This is a genomic window from Candidatus Krumholzibacteriia bacterium, assembly GCA_035268685.1.
GTDB lineage: Bacteria > Krumholzibacteriota > Krumholzibacteriia > JAJRXK01 > JAJRXK01 > JAJRXK01.
Genome location: DATFKK010000073.1, coordinates 1 through 15693, shown reverse-complemented (window position 1 = coordinate 15693; position 15693 = coordinate 1). Strand labels below are relative to the sequence as shown.

10 protein-coding genes are annotated in these 15693 nt (G+C 67.2%); all 10 read right to left on the bottom strand.

Going from position 1 to position 15693, the window contains the following annotated elements; all coding sequences use genetic code 11:
• On the bottom strand, positions 1-1446 hold a 1446-nt coding region (locus tag VKA86_07120), incomplete at its 3' end, for a hypothetical protein (GenBank protein HKK70971.1).
• A 166-nt stretch (positions 1447-1612) separates the two neighbouring features.
• Entirely contained in the window at positions 1613-4075 is a 2463-nt protein-coding gene (locus tag VKA86_07115; GenBank protein HKK70970.1) for a choice-of-anchor X domain-containing protein, read from the bottom strand.
• Between the two features lie 331 nt (positions 4076-4406).
• Positions 4407-5222 carry a sugar ABC transporter permease gene (locus VKA86_07110; GenBank protein HKK70969.1) on the bottom strand — a complete coding sequence of 272 codons (816 nt, stop codon included), beginning with the start codon at positions 5220-5222 and terminating at the stop codon, positions 4407-4409.
• Positions 5223-5240: 18 nt separating this feature from the next.
• The gene (locus tag VKA86_07105) at positions 5241-6113 is read right to left on the bottom strand and encodes a sugar ABC transporter permease (protein ID HKK70968.1); all 873 of its coding nucleotides are present in this window, start codon (positions 6111-6113) and stop codon (positions 5241-5243) included.
• Positions 6110-7354 (bottom strand): extracellular solute-binding protein, encoded by a 1245-nt coding sequence (locus VKA86_07100; protein HKK70967.1) that lies wholly within the window; start codon positions 7352-7354, stop codon positions 6110-6112. The genes VKA86_07105 and VKA86_07100 overlap by 4 nt, the downstream gene beginning before the upstream one ends.
• Positions 7355-7456: 102 nt before the next feature.
• On the bottom strand, positions 7457-8206 hold the full coding sequence (locus VKA86_07095; GenBank protein ID HKK70966.1) for a glycogen-binding domain-containing protein: 750 nt from the start codon (positions 8204-8206) through the stop codon (positions 7457-7459).
• A 26-nt stretch (positions 8207-8232) separates the two neighbouring features.
• Positions 8233-10482, bottom strand: coding sequence for an isoamylase early set domain-containing protein (locus VKA86_07090; GenBank protein ID HKK70965.1), 2250 nt, complete (start codon positions 10480-10482; stop codon positions 8233-8235).
• 17 nt (positions 10483-10499) lie between these two features.
• A complete protein-coding gene (locus VKA86_07085; protein ID HKK70964.1) occupies positions 10500-11996 on the bottom strand; it encodes a hypothetical protein in 1497 nt (498 codons plus the stop codon).
• A gap of 19 nt (positions 11997-12015) precedes the next feature.
• Positions 12016-12903 (bottom strand): hypothetical protein, encoded by an 888-nt coding sequence (locus tag VKA86_07080; GenBank protein ID HKK70963.1) that lies wholly within the window; start codon positions 12901-12903, stop codon positions 12016-12018.
• On the bottom strand, positions 12900-15693 hold a 2794-nt coding region (locus tag VKA86_07075), incomplete at its 5' end, for a glucodextranase DOMON-like domain-containing protein (protein ID HKK70962.1). The genes VKA86_07075 and VKA86_07080, both read right to left, overlap by 4 nt.

Genomic DNA, 15693 nt, shown 5'->3' with positions numbered 1-15693 from the left:
CGCGCGGGGGTCGACACCGGCCGGTCCCAGGTCCTCCACGGTGATCGATGCATCGACGCCGCGCGCCAGCAGAATGCGACCGTTCTCGCCACCGGTCACCGCGAGGACGAGGTCGTAGGTGTCGAGCATCGCGGCACCGACGAGGGGTGCGGTCGGATCGGGACTCGAGAGGACGTCGAAGCGCAACTTCTGTTCGAGTCCACCGAAGTCCTGGGAGGAGTACCAGCGTAGGGCGTGCACCTGTCCGTTCGCGGTCACGATCAGTGCGAGGTCGCCGTCCAGGTAGAGGGGCGGGGGCGGGCCACGACGTGCCGTGTCGTAGGGCCAGGGCGCGGGGGTGGGCGTGACGAGTTCGCGCACACCGTCCAGGTACGGAGGGGACGTCGGTGCGTCGGACCACGCCCCCGCCTCCCACTCGTAGGTCCTGCCCCGCGTGGGGCCGATCTCGTAGAGCCGGAGCGGGACGTCGCGAGTGGCACGGCCGAGCACGACGGATCGTACGGGAGGCGCTGCGAGGGGCGACGGCTCGACGCGGCGGAGTCCCTCGATGGGCTCGCCGTCGAACACGTCGACCGAATCGGTGCCGCGTCCGGTGGGGACCAGCACCGCCGTGTGCGTGCCGAAGGTCGTGACCGCGGCGATGCCGGACACGACCGCCGGCGGACCAGTGGCGGCCGCCGCGAGGGGGACCACTCCGAGGGGAATGCTCTCCGTCGGCGGTCCCACGACCTCGACCTCGAAACTCCGGGTCCACGTCCGACACGCGATGTCGTCGTCGGAGACGGCATCCTCGAGGACGATCTCGAGCACGTAGCGCCCGGCCGTGTCGAAGCGAACGGTCCACGAGGTGCGCGAGATGCCCGTGTCGCGCTGGTCGACGATCACTCCACCGCCGGGCGGCGTCTCCAGGACCCGCAACTCCGGGTCCATCGGAGTCGAGCTCGACGCGAAGGCCCACCGATCCTCCGGCAGGATGCGGAACGACCGGGGCCGCCCGACGTAGGCCCGCGACTCGAAGCTGGTCGCGACCCCGCAGCCGGCCACGGTGACCTCGACCGAGGTCCGGGTCGACTTCGGGCCGCAGGTCGAGCCGGCGTCGACCGCCGCATGCACGGTGTAGCTGCCGCCGACGGTGAACTCGACCTCGACCCACCGCGTGCGGCCCGTATCGGGTGATGCGTCCAGGGATATGTCGGCGGGTCCGGTGATCGACCAGGTGACGTCGACGTCGTCGCCGTGGTCCGCCCCCAGGATCAGCTCGAAGAGCGCCGGTGCCCCGGTCTCGATTGCGTCCGGCGCGTGCAGGGTGGGTGCGCAGTCGGACGGGTCGTCCGTGCCGTCGGGTTCGACCACGTGGCTCGTGTCGTCGCAGCCGACGACCCAGACCGACAACGCGACGGCCAGAGCGTGCTTCAGGGCCGCAGGTCGGCGTTGCGCGTGTGCCAAGACGGGTACCTGCCCGCGTAGGGGGGACGAAGGACGTCGGGCCCGCGTGCATCACGATACGGGGTCGAATCCCGAAAGGGCAAGACCAGGACGAGGTGCCACCACACAGAAGAGCGGGCCCCCTCCGGGGCCCGCCCTTCGCACGACACGAGTGTCGGATCGCTCGCTACTTCACGAGCACGAGCCGCGTGCTGGCCGCGTAGCCGCCGCCCACGACGCGGGCGAAGTAGACCCCGCTGGCCACGAGCTGGCCGCTGTCCCCGCGGCCGTCCCAGGTCCGCGATTGCTGACCGGCGCCCAGTACGCCCTGGTAGAGGGTGCGCACCAGCCGGCCGCGGCTGTCGAAGATCTCGACCGTGACGTCGGCCCGGCTCGGCATCTCGAACACGATGCTGGTCTGCGGGTTGAAGGGGTTCGGCACCGCCTTCACGGCCATGCGCTCGGGACGCACGGGCGTGTCGACGTTCGTGGGAACCGTGAAGTTCAGCTCGTCCACACCGAGCACCTGGGGGTTGCCCGAGGCGTCGAACTCGTCACTCAGGACCACGTTGCGGTTGGGCAGGCCCTGGCCCTCGAACTCATCGCCGACCACGTACTTGTACTCGAGGAAGCGGTTGCTGCTGTCGGGGAAGACCACCGACGTGGTGTAGATCAGGTCGCCCGCCGTGTCGTCGGGAGCGACGCCGTCGTCGAACATGGCCACCGGTGCTGCCTCGACGCCGTTCAGGTCGAAGCTCAACGGAGCGACGTTGCCGGCCACGAGCACGTCGAAATTCAACGGCGGATCGACGTCGTAGCCCGAACCGGTGATGTCGACCGCGAAGACGACCTCGGTGTCCCCGGCGACGACTGTGCAACGATCGTAGGTGGCCACCGGGAGAACGATCGGGCCGTTGGTCCCGCCGATGGTGTCGAACTCCTCGTCGTTCAGGAAGACCGTGCGGTCGCCCTGCCCGAAGCACTCGAAGTTCGCGTTGAACACGTACTTGTAGTTGACGTTCTTCAGGCTGCCGGCCGGGAAGGTGACGACGGTCGTGTAGATCCCGTCGCCCGCGGTGGCGTCCTGACCCGCGCCGTCGTCCAGCAGCGGCGTGTACGGCGAGTCGAAGCTCAGCGGCAGGACGTTGCCGGCCAGCTCGACGGTGTCACCGGCCTGGATGTCGAGGGCGTTCATGTCGACGCTGAAGATCACGTCGATGTCGGTGGTGGTGAACTGGCTCGGGTCGAGGTCGTCCCAGAAGCGCGAGATCACGCGCGAGCCCTCGTCACCGACCGCGATGATGGCTTCGCGGTTCGAGCGGCTCTCGAACTGGACCCCGTTGAAGCCGAACTTCCACTCGAGCGCGATGCTCGAGGTCACCGGCGTGCCGCCGCTCGGGCCGACGTAGAACGCGAAGGACACGGGCAGGCGGTAGACGTCGTTCTCGGCGTCGAACAACGCCATCTCGTCGTCGCCCTCGGCCAGGATGAAGTCCAGGGGCGACCGGCTGCCCTCGACGGTGAAGAAGTCGTCGGGGCCGGTGGCGTTGTTCTGCAGGAAGGGTCCGAACAGTCCCTCGAACACCAGCTCCTTGACGGCGACGTCGAAGGATCCGTTCAGGGTGTTCCCCGAGGGGTCCTGCACGCCGTTGATGTCGAGCTGCAGGTTGGTGGCGCTGCCCGCGGTGGCGCCGTCGCCGGAGTCGAAGACGACTTCGACGACGCTGTTCGAGGTCCGGGTGGCACTGATGGGGTTCACGCCGCCGATCGAATAGTTGATCAGGGCCTCGGCGGAGGCCTGCTCCACCGGCTCGTTGTAGGTCAGCCGGTAGGTACCGGCCGCGCCGTCGACGAGCGAGACACCGGTCAGCAGCGGAGCCTCGTTGTCGACCACGTCGATCACGGTGTAGTCGAGGTAGGCGGTCATCTCGACGTCGGTCGACACGTCGAAGGTCGTGCCGCTCGGTGTGGAGGTCTGGACGTCGTCACTGGCCAGCGCGTCCAGGGGCGGCTTGCTGGTGCCGTCCTGGGTCATCCACAGCTCGATCTTGAGGTTCTGGCCGCCGCTCAGGCCGGCCTGGCCGTTGCTGAACCAGCTCAGCGGGATCGAGATCTCCTCGAATCCCACGTCGTTGGCCATGCCCAGGCCGTCGGAGCCGTCCTGGACCACGTCCCAGCCGGTGCCGTTCCACTGGTAGAAGACCTCGTAGTTGAAGCCGTCGAGCACGGCGTAGACGTAGTTGTCGGGCTTGTCGGCGATGGTGTTCCAGGCGATGCGCCGCGAGAACGGGTCGGTGGTGCCACCGTCGGCGGGATCGCCGTAGCTGAAGGCCATGCCCAGGTTGACCTGCGGGCTCGAGAAGCACTCGCGGTCGTAGACGAAGCCGATGTAGAGGTTGTTGGCGTCGTTGGTGACGTACACCTCCTTGATGTCCATCGGGGTGTCGACCTCGGGGTCGTCGCCGCAGAAGTTGGACTCCTCGGTGTCGCCGCCGTCGTCCTCGAGCAGGTTCGCGGCGTCGAAGTCGTTCACGCCGTCGACGACGATGGTCTGGGGGACCGCAGCGATCGAGGGCGATGCGAGCAGCACCACGAAGAGTGCCAGCACGCTCGCCGCGGTCACGCGGTGGGTCTGGTACGCAAGCTTCATTCTTCCTCCCGGCAGCGGGTCGTGGCATGTCGGGGTCCACGCGCGCTCGACCTCTGCGGAGAACGAGGGTTTTGTTTCCGTCGAGAGAAGGGCATCGGCGTCGTCGAGCCCGGAGGGCCCGTGTTTCGGCACGCGCGGCGCGTGGATCCGTGGCCTGTCGAGGGCTGGCGGTTGCCGCGGCATGGTGTCGAGAACGAGCTGCGGGGGCGACGACACGAGTCGTAATTCTACCACAAGACCCGGCCCGATCCCCAGGGGCCCGGCGCGAAACCATTCGGCTCCACGGGCGACGGAACGACGTCACCGAGCTGGCGAAAGATTGGCGAAGGTATCAGCCCTTCACTCCGCCGTGCGTCAGGCCTTCCACCAGGAACTTGCTCAGGCCGATGAACAGGGCCACCACCGGGAGCGCGACCAGGAGGGATCCGGCGGCATAGTTGGCCCATTCGGTCTGGAAGGTGGTCGCCAGGCTCTCCAGCCCGAGCGGCAGCGTGTTCAGCTCCTGGCTGACGATCAGTGTTCGCGCCACGATGAACTCGCTCCAGCCGGCGAGGAAGCTGAACAGGAAGGTGATCACCAGCGCCGGGGCCGACAGGGGCAGGGTCACGCGCCAGAAGGCTCCGATCTCGGTCATGCCGTCGATCAGGGCGGCTTCTTCGAGCGAGCGTGGGATGGTGTCGTAGTAGCCCTTCATGGTCCAGATGCAGAAGGGCAGCGCGGTGGCGGTGTAGGCCAGGACCACCCCGATCAACGAGTTCACCAGGCCCAGATTGCGCATGAGCAGGTACATGGGCAGCAGGAGCATGGTGGCCGGGAACATCTGCGTCGTGAGCACGCCGAACAGGATCCCCTTGTGCCCCGGGACCCGGAAGCGACTCAGGGCGTAGGCGGCGGTGGAGGCCAGCGTGACCCCGAGAATTGCCGTCGACAGCGCCACCAGGAGGCTGTTGGCCAGCCACCGCAGGAAGGGCTTCTCGAACAGGATGGTGCGGAAGCTCTCGAGACTCGCACCCTCCGGGATCAAGGCCAGGCTGGTCGAGTAGAGCTGGTCGCTGGGCCGCAGGCTGATCGAGAAGATCTGCAGCACGGGATAGATCGAGATCAACACGATCACGATCATCACGAGGTGCCAACGGAACTTCTTCACGGTCGCCTCCCGGAATCCCTAGGTGTAGGCCGGCTTGTCGCTCTGTCGGTAGTTGACCCACGTCAACAGCAGCAGGATCAGGAAGATCAGCACGCCGAAGGCCGCCGCATAGCCGTAGCGGTAGTACACGAAGGCGGCCTTGTAGACGTAGGTCACGAGGATGTGGCTGCTGTCGGCCGGCTCGCCGTGGTTGGTCACCAGCCAGATCACGTTCAGGTTGTTGAAGGTCCAGATCGTTCCGAGCACCACCGCCGGCATCATCACCGGACGCAGCAGTGGCACGGTGATGTGGCGAAAGCGCCACCAGTTGCCGGCGCCGTCGATGTCTGCCGCCTCGTACATCTCCTTCGGGATGCTCTGCAGACCACCCAGGGCCACGACCATCATGAAGGGGAAGCCCAGCCAGATGTTGGTGATCAGGGCCGCACTGAAGGCGCCGACCTCGGTGCTCAACCACGGGACTGCCCCGACCCCGATCTTCGACAGCATCAGATTGATCTGCCCGTACTCGTAGTTGAACATCCCGCGCCAGCTCAGGGCCGCGATGTACTGCGGCAGCGCCCATGGCAGGATCAGCAGCCCGCGGTAGATCGCCCGGCCCTGGAAGGGCTTGTTCAGCAACAGCGCGAAGCCCACACCGAGCACGACGTGGAAGACCACGTTCACGCCCGTCCAGATCAGCGTGCGCAGCAGGTAGTTGTAGAGATCGGGCTCGCCGAACAGGCGGATGTACTGGGCCAGGCCGACGAAGTCCGGGCCGTGCTTGATCGTGTACAGGCCGAGGTTCGTCGTCGACAGCCACAGGTTGTAGATGAAGGGCCAGACGACGATCAGGCCCATGACCAGGGCCGACGGCACCAGGAACAGAGCGATCGCGGCCCGTCGGTTCACAGCTTCATCTCCTCGATCTTCCGCACGGCGTCCTCCTGCATCTCGCGTGCGGCCTCGTCGGGAGTCGCCGATCCGCTGACGACGCGCTGCAAGCCGGGGCGCATGACGTCCCACAGGGCACGCATCTCGGGCACCACGGGCATGGGCCGCCCCTTTCGCAGCTGCTCCCAGCTGGCCTTCAGCAGCGGATCGTTGGCGATGCGCGGCCACTCGCCCACGTCCAGCCGGCTGGGCAGAGTGCCGATCTCGGCGCTCAGGTTGCCCACGACCGGCGCGCTGGTCAGGTACAGCAGCAGTTCGACCGCGAGGTCGAGGCGCGGTTCGGGCGTGTGGATGTTCAGCGCGTAGCCCTTGCTGGCCGTCGACGGTGTCGGGTAGTCGTCGGTGCCGGCGATCCGGGGAATCACGCTCAGCTCGACGTCGACGCCCGCGTCCCGGTAGGACTGCCACGACCACGGGCCGTTGATGATCATGGCCGCCTTGCCCTGCTTGAACAGCGTGTCGCTGAGCGGGTAGTCGCAGCTCGGTGGGATCACGCCCTCGTCCACGAGCCGGCGCACGAAGGTCAGGGCCTTGCGCATGGCCGGCGTGTCCAGGGTCGGGTTGGCGTTCTCGTCCATCACCCAGCCGCCGTAGGCACCCAGCCAGGGAATCAGCCAGAAGGGCTCGGCCAGGTTGAAAACCAGCCCGTAGCGGTCCACGCGCCCGTCGCCGTCGGTGTCGACGGTGTTCTCGCGGGCGATGCGGATCAGGGCGTCGGTGTCGACCGGCGCCTCGGGCACGAGCGCGGCATTGCGCACCAGTGTGAGGTGGTTGCCGACCTGATCGGCGAGACGGTAGACACGGCCGTCGACCTTCGGCTTCGCGTTCTCGAGGTAGAGGCCGAGGGTATCGGCCGGGATGCCCAGTTCGGGCGCGTCGAGGGGCCAGATCAGGCCCATGATGCTGTACGGGCCCACTCCGTCGGCCGGTCCGTAGATCAGGTCGGGGCCGGTGCCGGCCAGCGCGGCGGTCTGGAAGTTCGAGCGCAGGTTGTCGGTCTCGAAGTGCACGGCGTCCACGCGCAGGCCCGGATGCTCTTCCTCGAAGCGATCGAGGTGCTCGCGGAGCAACTCCTGTTCGGCGGGATCCATCTGCTCCCAGATGGTCAGCCGGTTCGGGTCGTCGCGCGAGGGTCCGCAGGCGGACAGGGCGAGAGCGACGCAAGCGAGAAGGGCGGCGGTGCGGACGTTGAGCTTCATGACCGCCGGATTCTAACCGGTCTGGGCGGCGGATAGAAGAACTCCCCGGCCACTTCCGTGACCGGGGAGTCGCACTCCCGGGCAGCGCCACCGCGGTGGCGCTCAGCCTTCGATCTCGATCACCGCGTTCTCTCCGCCGTAGCCGTCGTCGACGGTCCTCTCGGCGCCGGGGTCGGTGATCCAGTTGCCGTCGACCACGAATTTGTACAGGTGTTTACCGGCGGGGAGCTTCGTGGTCGCGCGCCAGACGCCGTCGTCGCCCTTCACCATGGGGACGGCCTGTGGGTCCCAGTCGGCGAACGAACCCGTCACGTAGACCGCGCCGGCGTCCTCGTAGCCCTCGAGGTCGAAGGTGTGCTCGCGTTCGACCTTCAGGCGCGCGCTGGTCCCGAGCGAATACGAGACGTAGGCCTCGTCGTACTCGTAGTCGACGTCCGACGGCACCACGAGGATCGAGTTCTTCCCTCCGAAGCCGTCATCGACGACCTCGGGGTTGCCCGGGTCCTCCTGCCAGTCGACCTGGTCGACCAGGTACTTGTACTGGTAGCGGCCCGGCGGCAGGGGCAGGGTGATCTCCCAGATCCCGTCGTCGTCGGGGTCGCGCATGGCGTCGAGGTTCGGGTCGAGCCGGCTGTCGGCCGTTCCGAGCCAGTTGTTGAATTCGCCGGCCACGTTCACCTGCCGGGCGGCCGGGGCCTTGTAGTAGAAGCGGATCCCGTTCTCGGTGGGTTCGGGCGGCGGCAGGCGGTCCTCGACGAAGTTCAGGACCGCGCAGCCGGAGCCGAGCACCGCGAGCAGGGCCACCAGGGCGGTGCGGATCGCCAGGGTGGGCAGGAAGCGGGGAATCGTCATGGCGATCTCCTCGGAGGGGCGGTGCATCAGAAGCGCAGCAGCGCGTTCACGACGAACTGGGTGCGATCCTCCAGCACGTGCTCGGCCGCGATGTGCGCCAATGGATGGAAAGGATCGACCCCGGCGGTCCGCAAGTAGTTCTCGCGGAAGCGGTAGCGGCCGTTGTCCCAGCCCTGTGGGCTCACCACGTCGTAGAAGCGCGGGTCGACTCCGTATCCGAGCTCGATCTCGACGTTGTCGGTCGGGATGAACACCAGCGACGCGAAGGGGTTGAAGAAGTCGTCGGTGTCGGTGGCGGTGGCCAGCGCGATTCCGTCGGTCGAGGTCAGCGTGACCTCCTCACCGTCTCCACGGTAGTCCACGAAGCGTAGGTCGAAGCGCAGGTCGAGGGGGTACTCCAGGGTCGGTTCCAGTGGCAGACGACCGTTGAGGACGATCTCGGTCGATTCGATCTTCATCAGGTGGCCCACGCCGGTCTGCACGCCCGCCTGCCGCTCCAGCGACTGCCGGCCGGCGAACTGCAGCTCGTCGGGGTTCGAGTACTCCATCACCTCGGCCTGCAGGGTCACGTGGTGGCGGTCGTGCTCGAAGGGCCGGTAGCTGACCGTGGGCTGGGTCCGGAACTCGTAGCGTTCGAGGTCGAACTCCAGGATCGTCTCCGGGTCGGAGGGATCGGGGAAGAAATCGGCGTACTGCAGGTCGTCGTGGGTCCGTGTGAAGTCCAGCGAGAAGGTGAAGTCCTGCCACCGGTAGGACCCGTGCACGTGCGTGCGCCAGGTGGTGCGCTCCGGCGTCGGGCCGAGCAGCAGGACGTTCAGGTCGTCGTTGTTGTTCGGGTTGACGAAGGGCTGGGTGACTCCGTTCAGGGCGAAGCGGTCGACGTCCTCGATCATGCTCGACGGCTGGGTGCGGTAGACGGCCGATCGCTCGTTCGCGTCCATGCCCAGGCCGTAGTACAGCTCCTGCCGCACGCCCACGGTGTAGTCGGGCTGGTCGTACTGCAGGCCGAGCAGGCCCCGGTAGTGGGCCTCGTTGCCGATGCCCAGGTCGACCTCGCCGTTGGTCTGTCCGCTGCCCTGGATGTCACCCTTGTTGAAGACGTCCCAGTTGGCCTGGTACCAGCCGTAGCCGAAGCCGCCGGTAGCCGTGAGGTCGTAGGGGAGCGGCCAGGCCACGTCGACGGCACCGAAGTGTTCCTCATTGCCCAGCTCGAACCAGTCGTCGCCCTCGGCCGGGGCCTCGACGCGATTGTCGAGGAAGTCCTGCACGTTGTCGGGCGTGGTGTTGCCGGTGGCGTCCATGTTGACCCACCAGTCGCTGAAGGTGCCGCGGTAGCTCAGACCCACCCGGCCGCCGCCGACGTCGGCGGTCCATCGTCCACCGAGCACGTCGGTCGCCGTGTCCCGGTTCCGGTCTTCGGGGCCGAAGATGTCCTCGTCGTAGGTGTCGGCGTACATCAGCGAGAGCTGGGTGCCGAAGGGCGACAGGCCGAGCGTGACGCCCTGGCGGCCCTGGCCGAAGGGTCGGTGCTCGATCTCCATGGTGCCGCGCAGGTCGCCGCCGTCGAAGAGCCCGAAGGGATCCTCGGTGCGGTAGATCTCCTCGTTGTAGAAGGCCTTGGCGATGAAGTCCTCGGCCTGGAAGTTGGCCTGGGCCTGGTAGAGCTCCGCACCGACCTGGTTGAAGTCGCCGGTGTCGGTGCGGACCTGTAGGCGAGCCGAGCCCCAGATCGACTCGTTCAGGTTCGCGGTGACGTCGAGGTTGAACTGGTCCTGCGGACGATCGATCCGCAGGCGCTCGTCGGTCATCTGGTCGTCGGTCGACTCCATGAGCATGCGGAAGAAGCCGCCGATCACCACGCGCGTGTTCATCGGGGTGTTCGACCGCGTCGCCGTGCCCGAGGGCTGGGCGGGCGGCGCGGCGGCGGTGGTGGTGACCAGCGAACCGTCCGGGCCGACCTCGACGATCGAATTACCGTAGTCGCCGCCGGTGACCGGGTTGTCCGGGTCGGCCATCCATGTTCCGCCGTTCACCACGTACTTGTACTCGTAGCGACCGGGATCGAGCGGGACGACGACCTTCCAGGTGCCGGTTCCGTCGTGGGTCATGGGGGTGGCGTTCGGGTCCCACCCGTTGAATTCGCCCGCCAACGAGACCGAGGCAGCGGTGGGATCGGTGTAGCTGAACTCGATCCCCGTCTCGGTCGTGGCCAGACCGGCGACGGCCGGCGCACCGGCGAGGAGCAGGACGAGGGTCAGGATCGGAAGCGTACGCATCGAGAGGGCCTCCACGACTAGAACCAGTACTTGAAGATGATCTGGACCCGGCGTTCGGAATCCTGGTCGACGGCGGACGGCCCTTCGCTGATGAAGCCGTCGTTCTCGGTGAGGCGGTCGCTGCGACCCCCGTCTCCGTACTCGACGAAGAATTCCGCGTCCTGGAATCCGCGGTACTGCGCCGACACGAAGATCGTGCGCCGCGATTCGGTGTTCTCCTCGGCGTTCAGGAAACGCGAGAAGAACTTCCAGTTGTCGGTGGCGTTGAAGTTGATCTCCATGCCGTAGCCCTGCACGCCGAAGGGGAGCCCGATGTCGCGGAAGCGGACCTGCGGGCGCACCGAGATCAACTTGTTCTGCCCCTGCAGCTCGAACACGATGTCGTCCCGGTCCTGGAACTCGGTCCGTGCGTTGTTCTCGTCGTGGCGGTACTTGACCCAGGCCGAGAAACCGCCCTTGAGCTCGGCGTAGAGTTCGAGGGCGTGTGCGTCCTGCGAGAACAGGTCGTTGCCGGTGCCGCCGAAGAAGCGCTCTTCGATCCCGCGCTCGTACAGGTAGGTGTAGCGCAGGTCGAGCTGCTTGCGCGGGAGCCGATAGTAGGCCTCGAGGAAGGTTCCCTTGCGGTCGTCGAAGCCGCCCCGTGAACTCAGCCGACCGGTGAAGGCGTTGCGCTCACGGTACCAGCCGTTGAACTTCAACGTGAGGTTCTGGATGCGCACGTCGCGGAGCTCGCCCTCGACCGCGTTGAGGTCCTCGCCGTCGCCGAGCCCGCCGGAGAGATTGCGGCCGGCTTCGACCACCAGTGTCGTCCGGCCGAGCCGATCGACACCGGGGATCAGTTCGCCGAGCGCCAGCTCGACGTCGGCGGCAGCCGTCATGTCGTACTCCGACGTCGAGCTGCCGAAGTCCAGTCGGCCGAAGGTGGCGCCGAAGCGCACCCGCCGGTCGAGCGACGGACGCGTGATCCGGGTGACGACGAAGTCGTCGGCGTCGTTGCCGAAATCGGTGGTCGTCTGGTCGCCGTAGTAGGCCAGACCCTGGAAGCCGTAGGCGTCCCAGAAGTCGAGGCGGATCGCGCGCGATCCACCGAGTTTGTTTCCGTCGATCACCTGCAAGAGGGGCTGGCTGAACCAGAAGCGGTTCTGCTTCGACGTGAACAGTAGTTCGGTGTGATCACTGCGCAGCTTGACGTGCGCCTCGGCGAAGAACAAACGCGGCTCGTGCCGGCTGACGTCGTCACGATTCGCGAAGCGGTTCGATTCCGCAAAGGTCTTGATGAAGGCTTCGGTGCCGGCCCACGGGGCGGACAGCAGTCGCAACTCGAAGAAGTGGCGCGGCCGGTCCACCTGCCAGGTCTCGTCGGCCCGGTTACCGGTGAAGTTCGACTCGTAGTAGCCCTGCAGCTCGGTCGCCGCCTCCGCCGGGGAGGTCGTCCCGGTCAGGAGGCCCAGCACGAGGCCGAGCCCCCAGAGCTGGCGGGGCGAGCGCGGGCTGCATTGGCGTGGTCGGATCACGGTGCTCCTCCTGGCCCGGCTAATAGCCGAGGGTGACGGCGGCGCGGAAGGTGTTGCCCAGACGCTCGTTCGTGACCAGTCCGCCGTCGAAACGGATCCGGTCGACTTGCAGTCCGGCGCCGGCGGTCAGGTCGCCGGCGTCGATGCCCACGCGAAGCGCCAGCACGTCGTTGAACCAGGACTCGGCGCCCGCGTGCAGCGTCCAGTCGCGGTTGTAGTAGTCCGGGAAGTCGTGGTGGCGGAACTCGCCGGTGATCCACACCACCCCCTGCACCTTGTAGGCGAAACCGACGCGGCGGCGCCCACCGATCGGATCGACGTCCTCCTCGTCGCCCAGCAGCGACATGGTGGGACGCAGCAGGTTCTCGAAACTCGCGCCGAACTGCAGCACGTCCGACCACCGATAGAGTGCTCCCACGCTCACCGACGGTTCCCACTGGCTGCCGCCGTAGGCCGGATCGGCCAGGACCTCCAGCCCGGGAGCGTCGGCGCCGAAGAACAGCAGGGTGGCTCCGACCTGCAGGTGCTCGCTCACCCGATAGGCGGCCGACGCGTTCAGGACGTCCTCGGTGTACACGTCCTCGAGAGCCACGCGGGTCCAGCCGAAGCCGATGCCCACGTCGTCGGTGACCTGGGCGGTCAGGCCGACGAAGTCCTCCTGCACACCGTCGAGGCCGTCGAACAGGCGCGTGCGCATGCCCGTCACCTGGATCCGGCGATCGGAGAGGATCGCCGAGGCGTTCCAGAACAGGCTCGTCGGATCGCCGTCGACGGCCACGAAGGCGCCGCCCAGGGCCATGCCCCGCGCCCCGACCTCGGAGTCGTAGAACTGGGCGCGGGCGGGTTGTCCGTCGAGCAGCAGGAGCAGCGCCGCTGCTGCCATCGTCGTCAGGATCTTCTTCGTCATCGCACGACCGCCACGGCTCGGGTCGCCCGCTCGACGCGGACCTCGTTCTTGTTCTCGACCTCGACGCGGACCACGTAGATGCCCATGGGGACCAGCCGCCCGGTCTCGTCGCGGCCGTCCCAGGTCAGGCTCAGGGTGCGGTTGATCACGTCGTCCGGTCGGAACTTCTGCAGCACGCGCACCCGCTCGCCCTGGATGTCGAAGATCTCGACCACGGCCCAGTTGGTGGCCTCGGGCAGCACGTAGCTGATGTCGACCTCGTCGTAGAGGCCGTCGCCGTTGGGGGTGAAGGGGTTCGGGGTCACGACCAGGCCGGTCACGTAGCGCTCGGGGTCGATCTCGACCGGCGCGGTGAAGCCGGCGAAGGCGCCCAGGCGCTTGGTGAGGATGGTGACCGTGCTGCCGTCGGTCTCGCCGTGACCGCTCACCAGGATCCAGCGATCGGTCTCGGGATCGATCTCCTCACGCCGGAAGAGCGACAATTCGCCGGGGTGCTCGTCGCCCTGCAGGTAGCGCGGGAAGTGGATGCTGAGCCGGCTGTTCTCGGGAAGTTCCCGGATCAGCCGCCGCGAAACACCCTGGACCACCTCGAGTTCTAGATGGCGGGCGATCCCGAGGAAGCGATTGTCGGGCCCGAGGACGGTCTCGTTGTCGGCGGTCCGGAACGCTCGGTCGACCTCCTCGACCGGCACCGTCTTCAGCACCAGGTCCAATCGCGCCGTCGAGTCGGGCAGTGCCTGTTCGAGCACCGAGCGTTCGATCTGCCACTGCGAACCCTCGTTCAGGTCGATCGTGATCACGGGATCGTTGCCGGCGAGCAGGTCCTCGTAGCGGATCTCGGTGACGGCGTTCACCGGCAGTTCGACCACGAAGGGAGCGGCGAACTGCTCTTCCTCGGTGTCGGCAGCCGGCACCGTCGAATTGCCGGCGATGTCGGTGGCCTCGATGGTCACGTTGATGTAGCGGACCATGGAAGCCAGGTCGTCGGGATCGTCGAGTTCTCCCGTGTCGGTGGCCTCGGCGACGTCGCGCCAGGGGATGTCGCCGGCGAATTCGGTACTGGCCGGGTCGAGGTCACCCCGGAGCTTGCCCATGGGCACCTCACGACGCTGCGCTGGTGATTCGCCGGGGGCCCACCAGAACATGCGGGCGTTCTCGATTCCCGAATCGTCCGTGATGTCCGCGCGTACGACCACCGGGCCGTCCTGGAGCACTGCCTTGGGCACCACGGCGCGCTCGAAGGCTGCGCCGACGATCTCGACCCGGGGCGGTTCTTCGTCACGGAAGGCCGTGGCTTCGAGCTGCACCGAGGCCACGCGCTCCTCGCGTGCGAAGCGGGCCCGCGCCTCGGGCGTGAGGTAGTTCATCTGCTGTTCCTGGGGGCGACCTTCCGGCTTGCGTGTCTCGGCACCGGGGCGCGTGAGACCCGACAGGGCCATCAGATCGATGATGTTAGGATCGCGCTCGCGGCCGTCCTCACTGTTGCGGCCGCCACCGAACTGCCACTCGCTCACGTCGTCGTTCACCCAGCGCACGCCGCCCCAGTTGTCGTCGTTGCTGTCGCCGTCGTGGCCGCTGAGCATGACGATCAGGTCCCAGGTGAGGATCTCGTCGAGTTCCTCGGGTTCGAAGACGTCCTTGCTCACGAAGCCGGTGATGGTGTTCGTGCGTGCGCTGGCGCAGAAGAAGAACTGCTCGTCGGCCGCCAGGATGTTCCAGCCACCGGCGTTCGAGGTGCCGTTGCTGCGTACCATGCCCTTCCACCAACCATCGAAGACCATGGCGTACTCCCATGCGTCCTGCGGTGCGATGTCGGCGTGGCGGTTCTCGGGGATCTCGGTCGACCCGATGTTCACGCCGTCCTTGGTGTCGAGCAGGATCACCACGTTCTGCAGGTTCAGGTCGGTGCGCTGGCCCTCGGGGCAGTTGATGTTGCTGGGGTAGGTGGCACCCCAGTCGGCGGCGCTGGTCTCGGCCGGATCGGTGAGGTCGCCCAGCGTGACCTGGAAGAGCAGCTGGTCGCCCAGGTCGAAGACGTCGAGCTGGCGCAGGTCGAAGACTCCATCGAAGAACACACCGTTCGTGGGCGCTTCGTAGAACAGGAAGTCCTCGTCCGGCTGGTTCGGGCCGTGATCGTCACCCGCGGCGTCCTCGAGGGAGATCAGGGGGACCAGTTCGGGGTCCCCGATCACCTCGACCGAACCGCTGGTGAAGACCTCCTGGGCCGTGGTCAGCTCGAGCGTGCGCACCACGATGTCGACCTGGCCGGCGAACTGCGTGGCCGGCACCGTCCACGTCGTGGTGAACACGCCGTCCCCGGCGGTGACGTCGCCATTGGTGCCGTCGTCGTTCATGCGCACCGCGCGGTCGCCGCCGAGCGGGGAGAGGTCGGCGAAGACCTGGAAGATCGGATTCGGGGGACCCTCACCGGGAGGGAATCCCGGTTCGATCGTGATCAGCAGCTCCTCGTTCTGCGTGGTGGTCTCGGGGACGAAGTCCACCGCCTCCACGGTGAGCGTGTTGCCGATCCGACGGGGGCTGAAGGTGACGTACTCGTCGAGTTCCGTGTTGCCGGTGCCGTCGGTGCCGGTGAGATAGGCGATCAGGCGGTCGGTGGCGCCGGGATCGGTGTCGGGATCCCCGAAGGCGTTCCACACCACGGTGTCGCCGATGATCATGTCGAGGGTCTGGTCCTCGGGGATCGAGTCGTAGGGCTTCCGCTTCTGGTCTTCCTCCTGCATCAGGTAGACCTGCGCGCGGAGGCTGTCGACGCCCGAACGGAAACCGGGG